Annotated in this window: 22 protein-coding genes and 3 pseudogenes; 10 read left to right on the forward strand and 15 right to left on the reverse strand. The window is 59.2% G+C overall.

The window, feature by feature from the left end; all coding sequences use genetic code 11:
- Positions 1-83: 83 nt before the first annotated feature.
- Complete coding sequence (locus AU381_RS26170; protein WP_064244494.1) at positions 84-1,178, reverse strand: alkene reductase; 1,095 nt, start codon at positions 1,176-1,178, stop codon at positions 84-86.
- A gap of 61 nt (positions 1,179-1,239) precedes the next feature.
- The gene (locus AU381_RS26175; RefSeq protein ID WP_064244495.1) at positions 1,240-2,028 is read right to left on the reverse strand and encodes an SDR family NAD(P)-dependent oxidoreductase; all 789 of its coding nucleotides are present in this window, start codon (positions 2,026-2,028) and stop codon (positions 1,240-1,242) included.
- Between the two features lie 110 nt (positions 2,029-2,138).
- Here AU381_RS26175 and AU381_RS26180 point away from each other — a divergent pair, with 110 nt between their 5' ends.
- Positions 2,139-2,702 (forward strand): TetR/AcrR family transcriptional regulator, encoded by a 564-nt coding sequence (locus AU381_RS26180; RefSeq protein WP_064244496.1) that lies wholly within the window; start codon positions 2,139-2,141, stop codon positions 2,700-2,702.
- Between the two features lie 374 nt (positions 2,703-3,076).
- On the opposite strand, the pseudogene AU381_RS30950 reads toward AU381_RS26180, so the two are convergent.
- Positions 3,077-3,339, reverse strand: a pseudogene (locus AU381_RS30950) (GMC oxidoreductase); the annotation flags it as partial.
- 148 nt (positions 3,340-3,487) lie between these two features.
- On the opposite strand from AU381_RS30950, the gene AU381_RS26185 reads away from it, so the two are divergent.
- Positions 3,488-4,111: a hypothetical protein gene (locus AU381_RS26185; protein ID WP_156528668.1), complete on the forward strand. Its 624-nt coding sequence runs from the start codon at positions 3,488-3,490 to the stop codon at positions 4,109-4,111.
- 92 nt (positions 4,112-4,203) lie between these two features.
- On the forward strand, positions 4,204-4,374 hold the full coding sequence (locus AU381_RS31135) for a Thivi_2564 family membrane protein (protein WP_342028751.1): 171 nt from the start codon (positions 4,204-4,206) through the stop codon (positions 4,372-4,374).
- A gap of 169 nt (positions 4,375-4,543) precedes the next feature.
- On the opposite strand, the gene AU381_RS29235 is transcribed toward AU381_RS31135, so the two are convergent.
- The 4 genes from AU381_RS29235 to AU381_RS26195 all read right to left on the reverse strand — a co-directional run bounded on the left by AU381_RS29235 (position 4,544) and on the right by AU381_RS26195 (position 5,841).
- Positions 4,544-4,741: a hypothetical protein gene (locus AU381_RS29235; protein ID WP_082910372.1), complete on the reverse strand. Its 198-nt coding sequence runs from the start codon at positions 4,739-4,741 to the stop codon at positions 4,544-4,546.
- A gap of 295 nt (positions 4,742-5,036) precedes the next feature.
- Positions 5,037-5,279 carry a hypothetical protein gene (locus AU381_RS26190; protein ID WP_064244498.1) on the reverse strand — a complete coding sequence of 81 codons (243 nt, stop codon included), beginning with the start codon at positions 5,277-5,279 and terminating at the stop codon, positions 5,037-5,039.
- Between the two features lie 47 nt (positions 5,280-5,326).
- Complete coding sequence (locus AU381_RS30955; RefSeq protein WP_082910373.1) at positions 5,327-5,542, reverse strand: hypothetical protein; 216 nt, start codon at positions 5,540-5,542, stop codon at positions 5,327-5,329.
- Between the two features lie 11 nt (positions 5,543-5,553).
- Positions 5,554-5,841 (reverse strand): hypothetical protein, encoded by a 288-nt coding sequence (locus AU381_RS26195; RefSeq protein ID WP_064244499.1) that lies wholly within the window; start codon positions 5,839-5,841, stop codon positions 5,554-5,556.
- Between the two features lie 468 nt (positions 5,842-6,309).
- On the opposite strand from AU381_RS26195, the gene AU381_RS26200 reads away from it, so the two are divergent.
- From AU381_RS26200 to AU381_RS26205, 3 genes are all read left to right on the forward strand, one after another.
- Positions 6,310-6,651 carry a hypothetical protein gene (locus AU381_RS26200; RefSeq protein ID WP_064244500.1) on the forward strand — a complete coding sequence of 114 codons (342 nt, stop codon included), beginning with the start codon at positions 6,310-6,312 and terminating at the stop codon, positions 6,649-6,651.
- A gap of 52 nt (positions 6,652-6,703) precedes the next feature.
- Positions 6,704-6,826, forward strand: a complete 123-nt coding sequence (locus tag AU381_RS31060; protein ID WP_106407803.1) for a hypothetical protein — start codon at positions 6,704-6,706, stop codon at positions 6,824-6,826.
- 151 nt (positions 6,827-6,977) lie between these two features.
- Complete coding sequence (locus AU381_RS26205; protein WP_064244501.1) at positions 6,978-8,756, forward strand: SLC13 family permease; 1,779 nt, start codon at positions 6,978-6,980, stop codon at positions 8,754-8,756.
- Between the two features lie 120 nt (positions 8,757-8,876).
- On the opposite strand, the gene nhaA is transcribed toward AU381_RS26205, so the two are convergent.
- The 6 genes and pseudogenes from nhaA to AU381_RS26230 all read right to left on the reverse strand — a co-directional run bounded on the left by nhaA (position 8,877) and on the right by AU381_RS26230 (position 11,953).
- Complete coding sequence (gene nhaA / locus AU381_RS26210; protein ID WP_064244502.1) at positions 8,877-10,190, reverse strand: Na+/H+ antiporter NhaA; 1,314 nt, start codon at positions 10,188-10,190, stop codon at positions 8,877-8,879.
- Positions 10,191-10,241: 51 nt separating this feature from the next.
- A complete protein-coding gene (locus tag AU381_RS26215) occupies positions 10,242-11,054 on the reverse strand; it encodes a transglutaminase-like domain-containing protein (RefSeq protein WP_064244503.1) in 813 nt (270 codons plus the stop codon).
- Between the two features lie 11 nt (positions 11,055-11,065).
- A pseudogene (locus AU381_RS30960) lies at positions 11,066-11,185 on the reverse strand (DUF1488 family protein); the annotation flags it as partial.
- Between the two features lies 1 nt (position 11,186).
- Positions 11,187-11,453, reverse strand: coding sequence for a hypothetical protein (locus tag AU381_RS26220; protein ID WP_064244504.1), 267 nt, complete (start codon positions 11,451-11,453; stop codon positions 11,187-11,189).
- Positions 11,450-11,692, reverse strand: coding sequence for a hypothetical protein (locus tag AU381_RS26225; RefSeq protein ID WP_064244564.1), 243 nt, complete (start codon positions 11,690-11,692; stop codon positions 11,450-11,452). The genes AU381_RS26220 and AU381_RS26225 overlap by 4 nt, the downstream gene beginning before the upstream one ends.
- Before the next feature lie 33 nt (positions 11,693-11,725).
- Positions 11,726-11,953, reverse strand: a complete 228-nt coding sequence (locus AU381_RS26230; RefSeq protein WP_425288634.1) for a hypothetical protein — start codon at positions 11,951-11,953, stop codon at positions 11,726-11,728.
- A 734-nt stretch (positions 11,954-12,687) separates the two neighbouring features.
- On the opposite strand from AU381_RS26230, the pseudogene AU381_RS26235 reads away from it, so the two are divergent.
- Positions 12,688-12,924: pseudogene (locus tag AU381_RS26235) on the forward strand (hypothetical protein); the annotation flags it as partial.
- 195 nt (positions 12,925-13,119) lie between these two features.
- On the opposite strand, the gene AU381_RS26240 reads toward AU381_RS26235, so the two are convergent.
- Positions 13,120-13,329 carry a cold-shock protein gene (locus AU381_RS26240; protein ID WP_064244506.1) on the reverse strand — a complete coding sequence of 70 codons (210 nt, stop codon included), beginning with the start codon at positions 13,327-13,329 and terminating at the stop codon, positions 13,120-13,122.
- A 690-nt stretch (positions 13,330-14,019) separates the two neighbouring features.
- Between AU381_RS26240 and AU381_RS26245 the strand changes: the two genes are divergently transcribed.
- The 3 genes from AU381_RS26245 (at position 14,020) to AU381_RS26255 (ending at position 16,397) form a co-directional block, all read left to right on the forward strand.
- Positions 14,020-14,295, forward strand: a complete 276-nt coding sequence (locus tag AU381_RS26245) for a hypothetical protein (protein ID WP_064244507.1) — start codon at positions 14,020-14,022, stop codon at positions 14,293-14,295.
- 390 nt (positions 14,296-14,685) lie between these two features.
- Positions 14,686-15,105, forward strand: a complete 420-nt coding sequence (locus tag AU381_RS26250) for a hypothetical protein (RefSeq protein ID WP_064244508.1) — start codon at positions 14,686-14,688, stop codon at positions 15,103-15,105.
- A 29-nt stretch (positions 15,106-15,134) separates the two neighbouring features.
- Complete coding sequence (locus tag AU381_RS26255) at positions 15,135-16,397, forward strand: extracellular catalytic domain type 1 short-chain-length polyhydroxyalkanoate depolymerase (protein WP_064244509.1); 1,263 nt, start codon at positions 15,135-15,137, stop codon at positions 16,395-16,397.
- A gap of 119 nt (positions 16,398-16,516) precedes the next feature.
- On the opposite strand, the gene AU381_RS26260 is transcribed toward AU381_RS26255, so the two are convergent.
- Positions 16,517-16,897: a hypothetical protein gene (locus AU381_RS26260; RefSeq protein WP_064244510.1), complete on the reverse strand. Its 381-nt coding sequence runs from the start codon at positions 16,895-16,897 to the stop codon at positions 16,517-16,519.
- Between the last annotated feature and the right edge of the window lie 233 nt (positions 16,898-17,130).

Genomic DNA, 17,130 nt, shown 5'->3' on the forward strand with positions numbered 1-17,130 from the left:
CCAACGCCGCCTCCGGTTGGAGAGCCACTATCGCAGACCGCGCATAAGGGTCGGGGCCGCACCAAAGTGCGGCGCCGAAAGTATCAGTGGCCGCTTGCGGCTGCGAACGCAGGATAATCCGTATAGCCAGCGGCGGTGCCGCCATAGATCGTGGAAGGATTGGCCTGCGCCAGCGGCGCGCCGGTTTGCAACCGCTCCACTAGATCGGGATTGGCGATGAACGGTCGACCGAACGCGAACAGGTCGGCCTTCCCCTCGGCGAGGTGCGACGTCGCAAGCTCGAGATCATAGCCGTTATTGCCGATATAGGTGTTCTTGAAGCGTCGGCGGAGCGATCCGAAATCAAACGGCGCAACATCACGCGGCCCGCCCGTGGCGCCCTCGACGACGTGAACGTAGACGATGCCCAAGGCGTCAAGTTGATCGACGATGTAGTCAAACTGCGCCTGAGCGTCACTGCTCGATACGCCATTGGCTGGCGATACGGGTGAAATCCGTATTCCGGTTCGCTCGGCGCCGATCTCCTCGACCACTGCAGCCGTGACCTCCAGCATCAGCCGAGCCCGGTTCTCGATCGATCCGCCGTACCCGTCCGTCCGGACATTGACACCATCCCTGGCGAACTGGTCGAGCAGATAGCCGTTGGCTCCGTGAATCTCGACGCCATCGAAGCCGGCCGCAATGGCGTTCGCAGCCGCCTTGCGGAAATCGTCCACGATGCCAGGCAGTTCATCAAGTTCCAGTGCACGCGGCTCCGAAACAGCGAAGAAGCCGTTGTTGACAAACGTCTTGATCTCAGCCCGGATCGCTGAAGGCGCAACCGGCGCGGCCCCGTTCTCCTGAAGGTCGACGTGGCTAACGCGGCCTACATGCCAGAGCTGCAGGAAAATACGCCCGCCCTTCTCATGCACGGCGTTGGTGACCTTGCGCCAGCCCTCGATCTGAGCCTGAGTGTAGATGCCTGGCGTGTCCTGGTAGCCCTGTCCCTGCTGCGAGATCTGCGTGGCTTCGGAGATGATCAACCCAGCCGAGGCGCGCTGGCCGTAATACTCGGCGGTGAGATCACCCGGAACGAAATCCGGGCCAGCGCGGTTGCGCGTCAGGGGCGCCATGACAATACGATTGGAGAGGGTCAGCGAGCCGAGAGTATAGGGCTCAAACAGCGTCTTGTTGGTCATAGTTCACCAATGTTGTCGCCGCCGCAGCGGCTATCGATTACCGAAATGGTTTCGTTGATGCTCAGGCGACCGTGCGGTACCGCTCGGCGGGATGCTGGTTGCCATAGTTCGGAAGCATGGCCTGGCGCGCGGCCTCAAGCGCGTCCCACTGACCGGCGTCGGGAAGCGGCGGAATGGTCACCGGTTCGCGACGGTCAAAGCCGACCAGCGCCGCATCAACCAGATCGTCCACCTCCATCACGTTGGAGAGCGTGTTGACGTCGGCGCCGACATGCTCCCAAATCTCGGTTCGTGTCGTGGCCGGAAGCACGGCCTGGACGTAGACACCCTTCGGCCCGAGCTCGAGGCTGAGGCCCTGCGACAGAAACAGCACGAAGGCTTTGGTTGCGCCGTAGACCGTCATGCCAAACTCCGGCGCCAGGCCGACCACGGAGCCGATGTTGACGATCGCCCCTTCGCCGGTCTTCGCAAGTCGTGGAGCGATGGCGCTGGCAAGCCGCAGAAGTGCGGTCGTGTTGAGCGCAACGAGCCGCGCCACATCATCGGCGCTCTGCTCGACGAAGCTTCCGCCGATGGCCGTTCCGGCATTGTTGACGAGGATCCCGATGCGGGCATCATCGCGCAGCCTCGTCTCTACCGTTGCAAGCTCCGCGGGCTGCGTGAGATCAGCCTGGATGATGTCAATCGCCACGTCGTTTTCCTGACGCAGACGGCCTGCCAAAGCCTCCATTCGCGCCACGTCACGGGCGACCAGCACGAGGTCGTGCCCGCGGCGCGCGAACCGCTCGGCGTAGGAAGCTCCGATACCGGTAGAGGCGCCGGTGATGAGGACGGACGGAAGCTTGGTCATGGGATTGCTCTTTTCTGTGCTTGAACCTATAATCATGACGATCATCATGATTAAAGCTAAATATGATGATCATCATGTAAAAGTCAAGGACACCGGTGGAGAATTTTGAAATGAAGGTCAGTCGAGAGCAGATGGCGGAGAACCGCTGCCGGATTCTGGATGTTGCCAGCCGGCTGTTTCGCGATAAGGGGTTCGACGCTGTCAGCGTGGCGGAGGTGATGAAAGCCGCCGGGCTCACCCACGGCGGCTTCTATGGCCATTTCAGCTCGAAGGATGACCTGATCGCGCAGACCCTTGCCCATGTCCTCGCCGCGGATTCAAGCGGAGGGGGTGATCTTCGCGCTTATGTAAGTTCCTATCTTTCGTCCCGTCATCGCGACAACGCCGCCGGTGGCTGTCCGACGGCGGGCCTTGCCGCGGCCATCCGCCACCAGACCCCGGCCGCACGCTCGGCCATGACGGAAGGCCTTCGATCGCAGATCGAGCGCATCGGCAAGGCGCTACCCAACTTAGATCCGTCAGACAGACGCCGCGCAGCGATCGGAAGCTGGGCGGCGATGGTAGGGGCAGTGATCCTCGCGCGGGCGATCGACGATCCCGTCCTTTCGGATGAGGTACTGGAACAGACGCGTACCTGGATCGATGCGGGGATCAGCCAAGCGTCTGCCAGCTAGGGGGTCTGCGACAGGAGTGCTCTTGTCGAGAGCAATGCGGCTCTCGGCGGTGATTGCGTGGCGATCTTGCAGAATACCGCGCCGTAGCGCGCAATCAGCGGGTTTTCGGCCAAGAGGGCTTCGAAGCATTATGTTGAGGCAACCATCCTGTCGCCAAAATTCCGCTAAACTAGTGCAAACGAAGCCGTTCAACGGCAGAGCATCGAAAGACCGCTCCTCGCGGTTCCTGTCCGTTCAGACCCAGGGGCATCAACGCGAACTTTCCACCCACCCACGACGCGGATGAAGGCGAATTCGCGACCCGATGCAGACTCTCGCAAACGGAGCCGTGCATGACAGCTTTGCGCCGCACAGCTGGCCATCGCGTCGATTTGGCCACCCTCGGCGATTATGATAGCCGGCGTGTTGGTGTTGCCGGAGGTTATGGTCGGCATCACCGAAGCGTCGATCACGCGAAGGCCCTGCAATCGAATGACGCGCAGCCGTTCATCAACGACCGCCATCGCATCCGAAGGCAATCCCATCTTGGCAACCCCGACGGGATAAGAATAGTGGTCCCGGTGTCGCGAGCCGCCGTTGCGAGCGAGGCGTCGTCATCTAGGACACACTTGATGGAACACCCTACCGACCTACCTGGGCGTTGCACACGGACGCTCACCCGCAGCTCATAAGCAGGAGCTAAATCTCGTAACCCCTAGCAATAAGGTATTTTCATTCGCCGGGGCGGCGGTGACGACTAGTGGTCCAGACTGTTCCGCTCTTGCCCTTTCGAGGGCGATTGCGCGATGAACGGCGTAGCACCGAGCTCGCCGGCGGCATCCGTTGGAACAAACCTCTTAGCTCAGCAGTTCGATCCACACCAAATGGAGCTTATGATGCGCTGCCGGTACCTCATCGCGTTTCTGGCCGCTGTTTCTCCGAGTGTGATCGCGCTCGCTGCCGGCGACGGTTCAGAGGCAGTCGAACTATTCCGGCGAACGTGCCTTGCACAAGGTTCAAGTTTCGACGCGATCGCATCCGCCGCCGCCGCAGAGGGATGGAAAACTTTCCCAGGAGGCGACTTCGAGCGTCTCGCTCCTCTCGAGCACGTTGATTTCTCAAGTGGATGGATGGCCACTGATCGAGCCCTTCCGGAACCGGTTGCAATCGGCGTCACCAAGGCTCGACGGGACGGAAGACCCGTCGAGACCTGCACCGTCGCCTTCACGAAGGTGCCCATTGAGCCATTTCTCAAGGCATTTTCCGACAGTACCGATGCGGAGAAACTTTCCGAAGAATCGGAAGGAACCTGGACTTCGAGGCTCTACATGCTGATTGCCGGAGACCGCAAACAGTTCGTCAAGCTTAAATACGCCCGTTCGCCCGATGGAAATGGGCCAATGGCCGCGAGCTCAATCGCCGAGAGGTAGGAGCATTACGGCGTGACATGCCTCCCGTTGTAGAACTCAGACGCATTTACCCGTCACTGCCGGAAGGCACTCCGCTCAAGGGGCCTGGGGGTATGAGCATAATAATCAGCATCATCATAAGCATCCTGATTACAGGCATTGCCGTCCTGGTGCTCTACCTCGTGCAAAAACTTCCGATTGACTCAACGATGAAGCAGATGGCTCAGGTCGTTGTTGTAGTCGTCGGCGTAGTTTCGTTGCTCAGCTATCTGGACGTATTCTAAAAAGCTCCGGGGGCCGACCTGCACTTCTCTCGGAGGGTACTTGAAATCGGCATGCGCCGTTTAGGCGGGCAGCAACAGGGCAGCATCGACCCAGTGGGCGGAAGGGGCCAACTGTCAACCTGTTGAGCTGCTCCTGAGGGGCCATCTTAGAAGCAACGTTTCGGTCACGTTATCCGCCGCTTTCCGGCTTCCCTTTCGCCCGTCTGCGTTCGTCTAGCAGATTCAGCAAGTCCGTTAGATCGTCCGCATCGAAATAGTCCAGGCCGGTTTGTGGTATGCCTTGCCATCGAGCAGGCCAGCCGGTGAAGCGATCAATCACGCTCCACAAGCCGTTGCTGTCATCATGCAATTCGTATCGCTGGGTCATGCTGGCATTTTAGCGCACCCTTAAACGCCGCGCTATCGCGCCACTAGTATTCGAGTCGTTTACGCGAATGCGACAACGCGAGGAATATCGGCTTCGTGGTGTTGAGGGCATGCCTCGGCCCGCTTCGCGGACCGGCTGATCGCCTGGTGGTGAGCTGTGGCAACAGCTGTTCAACATACCCGGCGATGTCGACGTCGGGTATGTCGGTGCGGCGAAGAGGCGTGTCAATATTCTTCACCAGCGCGGTGTGCCCTGCGAGGGTAGCCGTGCTGGTGTTGTTCCACAGATGTTATGATCACGGCCAGGTTGGGTTATTGAGAATATGCAGCGCTCTCGCTGCATTTTTCGGGTTAAGCCCTTCCATCTTCCAGGGGCCGATCTCTGCAGTTTCTCCGGTGAAGAGGTGATAGATCGTATAGGTTCCGTCGCCTTCGAAACGGCGGCCATACTCATCGCGCTGTCCGGATCGGTTCGGCGCGCCTCTTTCGGATTCCCATGTGCTGATGGCGAGCGCGTGTTCTTCGTGTTTACTTTTCATCTGCAGCTCTCCTCCCCACAGTCGCCTGCGCGACAGCTGAACGCTGATCAGTTATCGGACGTTAGGCCGTCAATCGGCTCCAGATTATCTTCGTTGCTCACGCGCTCTTGGCCGAGTTCATCATTGCGCATGCGATACTGAGGCGAATTGTCTCTCAGAGGGAGTTTGGCAGTGATCTGATAGGTTTCCGCCGCACGAGGTGAAATATTTGCGCGATTTTTAAGTCGCACTGACAACCCGATCGGGAATAGATGATGGCGCATTCGGTGTTGCCTTATCGTGAAAGTGACGGGAAGATTGCGGCTTCGTTGCGATCGACTGCCGTCAGGCGTTCAAGCTCCTCAGGATCGATCGCTATCAGCCGCATTCTGTATTTGTTCTCGGCCGTGGCTGGTAACTTGATAAAGGTCGCCACACGGCGATAGGCGAGCCAGGAGATCCCTTCGATCAATTCCTCGTCCTCGTCGACCTCGTAGTCGCCAGCCGGGACCATTTCACCGAGGTCTGGCATCCAGAACGGTTGGTCGAAATGGACTGTTCGATGCGTCGTCCGGGCAAGCATGCTGCCCTCCTTTTCTGGGGCTTCGTGACCAGCCCGTTTGCGCCACTTGAGCGCGCACCGCTATGCTCTGTACTGCCGCATTGGAGCAGGCCGCAATCGGCGGCCGCACTTGGATATGCGGAGCATGAGCTTGATGTAGATGCCTTTGATGAACCAAAAAACTAAGTAAGAATCTCTATCAATTGATTGTGTCATTACCGTGTTTTTTGAGATAAAGTCAGTTTTCACACAAATTAAAGTTTCGCATTGCGTAAATATAGGTGCGCCAAACGCTGCGTTGTTTTTCATTATGATGCCGAAATTAGCTACAAAGACCCACTGAAAAATATTTATGAATAAGAAACGAAATTAGTAGTTTACTTTGATTATTTTATGGCGCAACGTAAAAAGTCTGGATTGCCATTGGCTCCTGGTCGAGCACGGGCTGCAACGATCCCGATAATCAACCTGATTAAAGGGAATGAAATCATGACGTTCGATCAAGTCCTTGAACGGACAAAACCCTACGCGATCGGCCTAATCGTAGGACTTTTCGCGGCGCCGATCATCGGGTTCAATGCTGGATGGATTACCACCACGACTGCCAGCACCCAGGCGGCCGAGGAGGCCAGAGTAGCTGCGCTTGCGGGCATCTGTTCGAGTGCGGCAGGGCGAATGGCAACTGCCAGCAGCACCGACCTCGCAGCACTTAAGGGCTACGACAATCGTGCGAAGCGCGACGAACTCGTAGCAAGCATTATGACCGATATCCAAGTTCCAGCGGACATCCTCGGCAGGGTCAGCACGAGTTGCAGTCGCTCACTATCTTGAAGCGCAGCGGACGCGGCGCTTTGGGCATCTCGACGAAACTTAGGAGATCGTTATGAAAAACCTCATCCCCGCCCGCTTCTATACCTACGACTTCACGCGGCTGTTCGTATCGCTTGCGTTTACGCTGGCGATTGCCGTGATTGTCTATTCGGTCCTGTTCGGAAGCATCCTGTAGTCGTCTGATCAAGCGTGCATCCGCTCTACGACGTTGGAAAACATCCTGCACGGACTTCGGGGTGCGGCGCCGTTGAACGAAGCTGGTAAGTTATCCCGACATTGGCTCTTTCAGGCGCGTAAAATGGGAAGAGTGGGTCGGGACTTTATCCATGACACAGGCTCAGGCTTTCGCCTTCGCCATTCTGATCGGCCTGATGGTCGCATTCATATGGGGACGGCTCCGCTACGACCTCATTGCAGTCCTCGCGCTGCTTGCCGCGGTTTTCACCGGTATCGTGCCGCACAACGCAGCATTCTCCGGCTTCGGCGACGACATTGTCATCATTGTAGCCAGTGCGCTGGTCGTCAGCGCCGCGATTGAGCGCAGTGGTGTCATAGAGGCATTCCTTCATCGGGTGGCGCCGAACGTGACCTCTGTCCAGGGGCAGGTTGTTATTCTCGTGACGACTGTCTCGGTTCTCTCCATCTTCATCAAGAACATCGGGGCGCTGGCGATGATGATCCCAGTCGCATTCCAGATGGCGCGCCGCTCGAAAGCCTCCCCTTCGTCTTTTCTCATGCCGATGGCGTTCGGTTCCTTGCTTGGCGGACTGACGACCCTCGTCGGCACATCGCCGAACATCGTCGTCTCCCGGATGCGCGAGGAACTGACGGGCCGCCCTTTCAATATGTTCGATTTCACTCCCGTCGGTATAGGGCTCGCCACAGCAGGAATAATCTTTCTTGCGTTTGGCTATGGGCTGCTCCCCAAGGAGCGCAAGGCGGTTGCGACAATGGAGAAGGCGCTGGACATCAAGGACTACATGACCGAGGCTCGCATCACTGCCTCTTCCTCCGTCATCGGCAAGTCTATCCGTCACCTGTCGATCTTGTTGGACGAGGAGGTTCTGGTCACTGGCCTCATTCGCAATCGGGTCGAACCACTGACGCCCCTGCCGGACGTTATACTCCATCAAGGCGATATCGTTCTGTTGGAAGGAGATCCCCAGGCGCTCGAGCGAGGCATCAGTCGTGCGCGTTTGGAACTGGAAGGGCACGACCGCCCCACGGAAGCAAAGGGAGCCGATGAGGAGATTGCCGGGATTGAGGCGGTGATCGGCCCGAAATCAGTCTTGATCGGGCAAACCGCCAAGCGTTTGGCGCTGCATGATCGCTTCAATATCAACCTGCTCGCAGTAAGCCGAAGCAGCGAGCGCTTCACTGAGCGATTGCGCGACATCGTGTTAAGACCAGGCGACGTTCTCGTTTTGAAGGGCGATCTGGTGCTTCTCCCGACCAGGTTGATGGAACTCGGTCTTCTTCCGTTGGCCGGGCGCGAAATCCGCTTGGGGAATCCCCGCAAAGGCCTGGTTCCGGTGGTGGTGCTGGCTGGTGCCATGGTGCTGACGGCATTCGGCCTGCTGCCCGTCGCCACGGCTTTTTTTACGGCTGCTGTCCTGACGGTACTGCTCGGGTCACTTTCGCTTCGGGAAGCTTACGAGGCCGTCGACTGGCCCATCCTGATCATGCTCGGCGCTCTCATTCCGGTCAGCGAGTCGATCCGTACGACCGGTGGCGCCGACCTTATCGCCGGCGGCCTCGCTCAGTTGGCCAGCACCTTGCCCTTCTATGGTGCGCTTGCAATGGTCATGGTGGTCGCAATGGCCGCAACGCCGTTTTTGAACAATGCAGCGACCGTTCTCGTTGTCGCCCCGATTGCTGTTACCCTTGCTCAGCGCCTTGGCTACAATCCGGATGCGTTTCTAATGGCGGTCGCGGTAGGGGCGGCGTGCGATTTTCTCACGCCTGTTGGGCACCAGTGCAACACCTTGGTGTTGGGTCCCGGCGGCTATCGCTTCGGCGACTATTGGAAGTTGGGGCTGCCGCTCTCGTTCATCGTGGTCGTGCTGGGCGTGCCTCTGATCCTGCTGTTTTGGCCGCCAGTTTAGCGCGCAAGCGTCAGGCCGAGCTTCAAATTCACCGGCCAATTCTTGCCAAGGCGCCAAGTGGGATTCCAAAGTGGCGCGCGAACTCACTACGCTATGAGCCGGCCGATGGAGCGAGCTGCACTATCGTCTGCCAGGAGACGTCAGCCAGGTCAGCGCCAGGAAACCGAGTGCTGCCGAGATGACGGAAGCGCCGAGAACGCCAAGTTTGACGGAGTTCAGAAGCGCGGGCTCGAAAGCAAGTTCGGCAATGAACAGAGCCATGGTGAAGCCGATCCCGGTCAGCAGGCTACCGGCTGCCAATAGGCTCCAGGGTAGCTCGTCTGGACGAGTTGCGAGGCGCAGTTTCACGGCGAGGAAACTGAAGAGCACAATGCCAACGGGCTTGCCGGCCACGAAGGCGGCGAAAATTGCGACCGTGAGAGGCATGTCGAAGTTTGCGTCTCCTATCGGAACGCCCGCGTTAGAGAGGGCAAAAAGCGGCATGATCACGAAGGCGACCCAGGGATGGAGAGCCATCTCCAGACGCTCGACCGGCGGCAGTGATTCGCGGGTCGCGACGCCTGCCCGATGAAGGTCGCTGCGTGCCGCCGTGTCGCGGCTCGAATGGTCGCCGGGCGGATGGGCGCTCACGCGGTCGAGTATCGCATGGAGGCGGGCGTCGCTCACCCACCTCCGCGCGGGCGTCATTAACCCAAGAATCACTCCGGTGAGCGTCGCGTGAACGCCCGATGCGTCGAATGCCAGCCAGATGCCACCACCTATTGTGAAATAGACCGGAATGCTGCGGATGCCCAGACGCGCGATACCTGCTACGACGGCAAGTCCGAAGCCGGCGGTTCCAAGTGCGGCCCAATTCAAGGCTTCGCCATAGCCGATCGCCACGACCAGGATGGCGCCGACATCGTCGAAGATCGCAAGAGAGAGCAGGAACAGCCGTAAGCTTCCTGGTATCCGCGAACCGAGCACGGCAAGGCATCCGATAACGAAGGCCGTATCGGTGGACATCACGGTGGTCCAGCCGCTCGCACCCGGCCCGCCGCCGACCAGCAGCGAGAACAGACCGGCCGGCACCGCCATCCCGCCGAAAGCAGCGGCGACGGGGAGAGCGGCCATGCGCGGGTTGCGCAACTCCCCCAGCACCAGCTCGCGCTTTAGCTCAAGGGCGATGACGAAGAAAAAAAGCGTCATCAGCCCGTCGTTGATCCAGTGCTTCAGAGAACGATAGATCTCGATGTCGCCAACTCTAAGGCCCGCGGGCATCTCCCATAAGGCGAGAAACGACGACGACCACGCAGTGTTTGCGAGGCCCAACGCCAAGAGCGTGCTGAGCAAAAGGATAATGCCCGCCGTAGCCTCGATGCGGAGGAATCGCATGAATGGCTTGGTAAGCCGATCTGCCGGTTCCCTGGGAAGCCGTGAGAGGCTGTCGTTCATGCCGTGAACCACTCCTGCGTTTTGATCGCGACTCGCAAATCTTTCCAGTGGCTAGTGCAAGGCCGGCACCTCATAAGTCCACACCCGGAACGACTTCAGGACGTGCGGCCCGAACGAGTTGATGAGGGGGACATCGGCCGCGTCACGGCCGCGTGCAACCACGATCCTGCCGACACGCGGCGTATTGTTGCGCGGATCGAACGTGTGCCAACCACCGTCCAGGAAGACCTCGATCCAGGCACTGAAATCCATCGGGTCGACGACCTGGACGCCGATGTCGCCGAGATGACCGTTGATATAGCGTGCGGGAATGTTGAGGCAGCGGCAAACTGTGACCGCAAGATGTGCGAAGTCGCGGCAGACACCAACGCGCTCATGAAAGACTTCGAAGGCCGTCCGCGTCGGTCGGGCCTGCATGTAGTCGAAGCGAATATGGTTGTGAACGAAATCGCAGATCGCTTGCACACGCCCCCAACCGGGCGCGACCGCGCCGAACATGTCCCAAGCGATCTGGCTGAGACGGTCGGTTTCGCAATAGCGGCTGCCCATGAGATAGGCGAGGCAATCGTCCGGCAACTCCGGCATTGGGAGTTCCTGGGCGGCTGGCAGCACTTTGTCCGGTTTGCCGTCGTCCTCGATCGTGGCATCGCCCCATATCGTCAGGTCACCCGCCGGTGCGACGAGCCGCCGGCAGCGGTTGCCGAAGAGATCGCGATAGGTCGACGTCGGCACATCGGGAGCAGTGAATGTTGTTTCAGGAACCCGGATATCGGCCGCGCGATCCTCGTGGACCGACAGCAGGCATACCAACGCGGTCGGTTGCTGGAAGTTCAACGTGATCTCATAACCGTAGCGGATCAACATCTCAATCCATCCTAGCGGAAATCGGCGGCGGTCAGCGCGTAGGATTCGCGGCGGCCACTGGAACAGGCCTTGCGTGCGACATCGTAGATGGAAAGGCGCAACGCGACGAAAGCAGAAAGGAGCTTGTCATCCTCAGCGTGCCTCTGTTTCGCGCAAAGCTGCCGCGCGGGGGCGCGATAGGCTGAGCCGCTTTATTCGGCGCTCTATATTGCGAAGGTTGCCGTTGACCCGCGCCGGTGCGCCTGCGGACACGTGATAGATCGCCGAGGGGCGATGGGTTTCGATGCGGCGGCCGTATTGGTCATCCATTGGCTCGGGTGCTGAAGTCCCACCTTCATTTTCCCAGATGCTGATCGCAAGTGCATGCCCGGCTTCAATTTCAGTGCGGTGGGCGTTCATCGTGTTGGCCTTCCATCAAGACTTTCGATGGTGTCGAGCCTGCTTGAATGGATCGTGCTCCCATCACCGTCGGTGATGGTCATGGCGTCTGGACGCTGCGGCATGTCGAGCGTCCTCAAAAGCTCCAGCGCAATCTCTATCGCCTCGTCGAGATCGGCAGCTTCCGCGGTTTGGCGGCCGACGATCGCATGCGCGTCGTCCACCTCCCGGATACGATAGAACGCAATCACGATCTTCATCGCCATCCTCTCCGTTGGACAGAAGGGCGGTGGTCAGTGCTTGCCCTTGGCGAGCGAGGCGCTGCCGTTCGCAGCGGGCTGGATCTGGTTGCCGAACGTCCTTTCGATGAGCATGGCGCCTTCATCGGCGGACGACATGCGCACCGGTTCGAGCCTGTCCTGCGTCGTCACCCGCTCATGATGTTCGTCGTCGTTTCGAATGCGGTATTGCGGCGAACCGCCGCTCGGCGGCAGCGTGCCGGTGATGTGATAGACCGGCACAGCCGATCTCCAATCCCCGCCCTTCAGCCAAACAGCTTGACCAACGGTAAAGAGATGTGTTGCTGCGTCGCGGCGGGTCGGACGAGGACTGCGTTGGAGAATTCTTGTAGCGGCCATGATTGTTGGTGATCCTTTTCGAGTGCGGCAATCGAGCTCAGCCGGATTGATCGGCATCATGTATGGCGTCGACCTTGCATACCGCGCGGGCATATGGATGAAGGACGTCGCCCCGCCGATGCGAGGCGTCTGCGTAGTGCGGCTGGTCATGGCGGCGCTCCGCAGAAGCACACGAGGCGGCCCGCATCCTCTGTCATCCCGTGATCGCGCTCGAGTGTCCGTGCGAGGTTCGAACGGAGCGACGCTACGCGTCCGATCGGCGTAAGGCATTCGCATCAAAGTTCGTGGTGAATGGCGGGTCCTCTGACGCCGCGAAGCCAAATTGGCTAGTCCAGCCAAATTAACGAGTTTCTTATATGTGGGTCTCAAATCGGATTTAAACAAGGTCCCGGCATCTTTGTTTTCGGCTGACAGGAAGGGAGATCTCAATTGATTAAATCGACTCCGTGAATTCGCGGTTTTGACTGCGAGAAGGCCTCCCGTCCGCCGAGTCCGCCGAACTGATCCAACCTATGTCTGAAGGCGCCAAGATCACAGACGGCGGCCAGTTCGCGAGCAACCAGGAACCTCGAGACGCAGGCAGCGTTTAGATTCAGAGCCTGGACTGGGAGGTGATGATGAGAAAGCACTCCCGCAAGATGCCGCCTGAGGTCCGCGCGGCGATCAGCGCGTTTCTGAGCGCGTGTCAGAAAGAAGCCCAGCCGCTTGCGACCTCTGAAGCCCTTGGCGCAGTGCGGCGCGCTTTCCCTGATCTGGATATTTCAGATACCGACCTGATGGATGCCATCATCAGCGAAGCATCCATGGCGGGTTTCGACGTAGACACCCCGGATCCTGCTTCCGCGGCGCGGATGGGCGCGCAGTCCTGGTGATGCTTGCGCAAGAGCAGGACCCAACCCTTCCATTCCGTTTTCAAGTACCGGCGGGGGCGTCGGCCGAGACAAATACGGGCGATAGCCTCAGAACAGAAAAAGGCCAGACATCCGCCTGGCCTTTTCGAACTTCTTGCCGCCATGCCAGTACATCCGTGGTCATCGCGGCGAAAAGCTTTAGGCAGCGCGGAGCTGGCCTGCGGACATTTTGCCCGACTTCTTGTCGCGCTCGAGCTCGAAGCCGAGCTTCTGGCCTTCGACGATCGAGTTCATCCCTGCGCGCTCAACGGCCGAGATGTGAACGAACACGTCGGCGCTGCCGTCGTCAGGCTGGATGAAGCCGAAGCCTTTGGTGGAATTGAACCATTTAACTGTGCCAGTGGTCATAACGAACCCCTTCTTAGCAACATTGATCACCGCTGGGCGGCGCACAGCGGGCATTTTTCGACTTTTGAAAGGAGAAGTTCGTCACGAGGCGCGAGGCGCAGCAAAAACAAATATCGGCAAACAAAGTATCGATGGTCTTCAGTACAGCTCTTTGATCGGTACGTCAACTTCTTGTTTTGAGTTTCGTAGATTTACTACCGTGACTAGCAATCGGCAGACAAGGTCGACCGCGCCTGCCGCCTTGGCCATCACACGCAAGGGGGACGCCGGGAACCGCGTGAAGGTCGCGACATCACATGCCCCGCCGCGGTAAAGGGGATGCATAAGTTTCGCAAAGCCTCCGCATCTGTTGACCCTTCGTAGCGGCTTTCCTCGACCTCCAGAACGGAGCCGCGAAGCATCGAGACCGGCATATCCTCGGGCGAGTGCCGCCGGTTAGGCGACTTTGCCCCTTCTTCATTCAGTGCATTCAGAGGTCGCATTGTGCCTGATTGAATTGTCGACGTCGGAACTGCCGGCAAGGCACGATTACCATCGGGGGACGTGATCGGGAACAAAGGAGCTCTTCCGATGCTTCTATTGTTCAGGTGGGCGTCGAAACAGCCTCTCCCAGTGACCGAGACAGGAGATTTGGCCCTATCACGCATAAGGCCGCGATGACGAATTTCAACGCTATATGAGGATCCGGGAATGCCACGGGGACTGAAGGAATTTGCAGCGAGCTCGAATGGCGACAAGTGGTTTCTCGAGCATGATCGAATTACTTGCGAGCATATTGTCATCCATCGCGCTAACACCGCCTCTGGTGGCGCCGAGACGAGATGGTCGATACCCGGCTTTTTGGGGGTCGCCGGCGATCACCCTCAAGGCCAGGCTCTCCGCGAAGCTCTGCTCGACATTCGTTCTCTCGAAGGAGAACCAACCAGCGACGAGAATTCCAAAGCTGATTTTCCCGAAAAGGACTGACCGAAGCCGAGCTGGTCTCCTGCGGGCCGACTGATAAAGTGCAGGCGATTGCGTTCCGGCTTGGCGTACCGACTACCGCCAGTCGCACAGCGTACGCGCCGAGCAAATTCGACAGGCCTCTGACCGCAAGTGCCGCCGCGATACTTTCGGACCATGTGGCGTCGAGCGGCAGTAGGCTCAAAGACTCCTCACCCGCCGAGACTGCACGCCATTTCTATGCCCAGGGGCTGGATACGGATACTCTCTTATCAAGAAGTCGACATGTGGGTTTTGCATCGTGCGATGCCGTTTGATCAACGCGCAATTACATCGCCAGCAAAAGCATCGCCCCTTGCAATGGATCAGCACTCCATCCATATACCATCCATGTGGATGGAATTAGGCGGGCACATGAAAGACAATGTACATAAGTTACGCGACAAGGGCGGCGAATCGGAGAAGATCACCATCAATCTCGGTTACGTCGATCTTGGTCGCATCGACCTTCTCGTGCAGGAAGGATTCTATTCCAATCGCACCGACTTCATCCGAACAGCGATCCGCAATCAGCTTGCAGCCGAGGCCGAGGCCGTCAAGCAGTCGATCGTGCGGCACACGCTCGAGCTGGGTTTGCGCGACTACAGCAGAGCCGATCTGGAATCGGTGAAGGCGGCCGGCGAAAGACTTCACATCAAGGTGGTCGGACTTGCCCGCATCGCACCCGACGTCACACCGGAACTTGCTCTGGCAACAATTGAATCCATAACCGTACTCGGCGCGCTCCAGGCCAGCACCGAGCTGAAATCAGCGCTGGCCGAACGCATCCGATAGAACTGCGCCCGATCAACAAGGACAACTCGATGAATGACGATTTTGCAACGGCTATGCGCCGTGCGGTAAGGTCCACGCGCGCCTTGAACGTCGCCGAGGCGACACGCGTGATCCAAGATGCGTTGGCCGGCCGTCCGGCCTCCGATGCTCGCACCTCGACAAATCCGGACATCACACCACCGCCGCCAATCCAGCGTTCCACCCCCTTTCCGGTCGATCCGGATGCGGAAATCATCGAGCCATCGGCAAAGCCTGAGGCCGAAGAACCCGCCGAAAAGGTCGGCGACGGCACTGCGTCGCGAAGGTTCCGGAAATCCTTGGCAGAAACGGTACGGATCTTGCGCGAGGGCCGGTTGGCATCCGGCGTTTTCGGATCGCTACACGGCGCCGGCCTGCCGGGAACCGCCAAACAGGTCCCCCAGCCCATCATGCCGGATGGGGCACAGTTCCTGGCGCGATCCTTCACCTGCCCCGCCGGTGCGCGAAGCTACAGGCTCTACATTCCCGCGTCCGCACCCGATCGGCCGCGCGGCCTTGTCATCATGCTTCATGGCTGCAACCAGGATCCCGAAGACTTTGCTGCAGGAACCGGCATGAATGCGGTCGCCGAGACGCACGGCCTGGTGGTTGCCTATCCGCGTCAAAGCGGGGCTAACAATGCGTCGTCCTGCTGGAACTGGTTCAGGCCCGTCGACCAGATGCGCGACGAGGGGGAACCCTCGATCATTGCGGGGATCACCAAGGAGATCATGTCGGAATTTGGGTTCGATCGCAGCCGCGTCTTCGTGGCAGGCCTTTCGGCAGGGGGAGCAATGGCGGCGATTATGGGCGAGACCTATCCCGATCTCTATTCCGCCGCGGGGATCCATTCAGGCCTGACCTACGGGTCGGCCAACGACGTCGTCTCAGCTTTCTCCGCGATGCGCGGCGAAGGCGGTCTTGCATCCAGTCCGAAGCGGTTCGCCAATGGGCACCGGCTCCGGACGATCGTCTTCCAAGGAAGTGCGGATCGGACGGTGCATCCCTCCAACGCCGATCGGATCGTCGCGGCGGCAACGCCAACTGGCGCGGGATGGACCGTCCGGAAGGAATCCGGCCGATCCGCCAGCGGGCGGACCTATGCAAGAACGATTGTCGCGGACCCCGCGGGTAGGCCGGCGGTCGAATATTGGCTGGTGGACGGGGCCGGCCATGCCTGGTCCGGCGGCCATTCCGCTGGAACATATACAGATCCGCATGGTCCGGATGCCTCTTCCCAAATGGTGCGGTTCTTCCTCGATGGCCAGGAATGAGGGCAATCGGCGGCCGACGAATACACCTATGCTGCGCTGTCCGCACGGCGCGAGATATTGCCGCGGTTAACACGCTTTGTGAAACGTTCAACTCTAGATGGGCACTTGCTAGAGCCGTGCTAGAGCAGCTCATTCCGGTCCTTGGTCGCTTTCGCCCGCCGCCTTATGCCGTCCGAGTCATTGCCACTCCCGCCGCGAGTTTCGCTGCGCGACGGTCTCTCGACTGCGCCGCCTTCATTATCCCATTCTTCAAGCGAATCCCTCATCGGCGCCGCGGACTTATGATCTGGGGTGACTACATGGAAACCGGCCAACGATGCTTCGCTGATGATGGCATCCGCAAGGTGGGTATCCGAGATATCCAGATCAGGGAAAAGGCGCCGCACTGCGCCAAGGGCTTCAGAGGTCGCAAGCGGCCGGGCTTCTTTCTGACATGCGCTGAGAAACGCGCCGATAGCCGCGCGCACCTCAGGCGATATCTCGCGGGAGTGCTTTCCCATTATCACCTCTCAGTGCACGAACGCAGTGGCTCTAAACGGCGCTCGCGCCTTAATGTTCCTGGTTTCTCGCGAACACGACCGCCGGTGCGATCTCGGCAATCTTCGTACTAAGGTTGGGTCAGTTCCGTGGCTTCGGCGGACCGCTCGTCCGCAGGGCTTAACGACCCAGTTTGGCACCGGAAGAGCCAGATCGACGAAGTCGCACAGTTGGCTAACGCATCGGGTCGAAAATC

It is taken from the genome of Sinorhizobium glycinis, from assembly GCF_001651865.1.
GTDB classification, from domain to species: Bacteria; Pseudomonadota; Alphaproteobacteria; order Rhizobiales; family Rhizobiaceae; genus Sinorhizobium; species Sinorhizobium glycinis.

Excerpts from the sequence above, each read along its gene's own strand:
- AU381_RS26170 (WP_064244494.1), bottom strand. The coding sequence starts at position 1,178 with ATGACCAACAAGACGCTGTTTGAGCCCTATACTCTCGGCTCGCTGACC.
- AU381_RS26175 (WP_064244495.1), bottom strand. The coding sequence starts at position 2,028 with ATGACCAAGCTTCCGTCCGTCCTCATCACCGGCGCCTCTACCGGTATC.
- AU381_RS26180 (WP_064244496.1), top strand. The coding sequence starts at position 2,139 with ATGAAGGTCAGTCGAGAGCAGATGGCGGAGAACCGCTGCCGGATTCTG.
- AU381_RS26185 (WP_156528668.1), top strand. The coding sequence starts at position 3,488 with ATGAACGGCGTAGCACCGAGCTCGCCGGCGGCATCCGTTGGAACAAAC.
- AU381_RS31135 (WP_342028751.1), top strand. The coding sequence starts at position 4,204 with ATGAGCATAATAATCAGCATCATCATAAGCATCCTGATTACAGGCATT.
- AU381_RS29235 (WP_082910372.1), bottom strand. The coding sequence starts at position 4,741 with ATGACCCAGCGATACGAATTGCATGATGACAGCAACGGCTTGTGGAGC.
- AU381_RS26190 (WP_064244498.1), bottom strand. The coding sequence starts at position 5,279 with ATGAAAAGTAAACACGAAGAACACGCGCTCGCCATCAGCACATGGGAA.
- AU381_RS30955 (WP_082910373.1), bottom strand. The coding sequence starts at position 5,542 with ATGCGCCATCATCTATTCCCGATCGGGTTGTCAGTGCGACTTAAAAAT.
- AU381_RS26195 (WP_064244499.1), bottom strand. The coding sequence starts at position 5,841 with ATGCTTGCCCGGACGACGCATCGAACAGTCCATTTCGACCAACCGTTC.
- AU381_RS26200 (WP_064244500.1), top strand. The coding sequence starts at position 6,310 with ATGACGTTCGATCAAGTCCTTGAACGGACAAAACCCTACGCGATCGGC.
- AU381_RS31060 (WP_106407803.1), top strand. The coding sequence starts at position 6,704 with ATGAAAAACCTCATCCCCGCCCGCTTCTATACCTACGACTTCACGCGG.
- AU381_RS26205 (WP_064244501.1), top strand. The coding sequence starts at position 6,978 with ATGACACAGGCTCAGGCTTTCGCCTTCGCCATTCTGATCGGCCTGATG.
- nhaA (WP_064244502.1), bottom strand. The coding sequence starts at position 10,190 with ATGAACGACAGCCTCTCACGGCTTCCCAGGGAACCGGCAGATCGGCTT.
- AU381_RS26215 (WP_064244503.1), bottom strand. The coding sequence starts at position 11,054 with ATGTTGATCCGCTACGGTTATGAGATCACGTTGAACTTCCAGCAACCG.
- AU381_RS26220 (WP_064244504.1), bottom strand. The coding sequence starts at position 11,453 with ATGAACGCCCACCGCACTGAAATTGAAGCCGGGCATGCACTTGCGATC.
- AU381_RS26225 (WP_064244564.1), bottom strand. The coding sequence starts at position 11,692 with ATGAAGATCGTGATTGCGTTCTATCGTATCCGGGAGGTGGACGACGCG.
- AU381_RS26240 (WP_064244506.1), bottom strand. The coding sequence starts at position 13,329 with ATGACCACTGGCACAGTTAAATGGTTCAATTCCACCAAAGGCTTCGGC.
- AU381_RS26245 (WP_064244507.1), top strand. The coding sequence starts at position 14,020 with ATGCCACGGGGACTGAAGGAATTTGCAGCGAGCTCGAATGGCGACAAG.
- AU381_RS26250 (WP_064244508.1), top strand. The coding sequence starts at position 14,686 with ATGAAAGACAATGTACATAAGTTACGCGACAAGGGCGGCGAATCGGAG.
- AU381_RS26255 (WP_064244509.1), top strand. The coding sequence starts at position 15,135 with ATGAATGACGATTTTGCAACGGCTATGCGCCGTGCGGTAAGGTCCACG.
- AU381_RS26260 (WP_064244510.1), bottom strand. The coding sequence starts at position 16,897 with ATGGGAAAGCACTCCCGCGAGATATCGCCTGAGGTGCGCGCGGCTATC.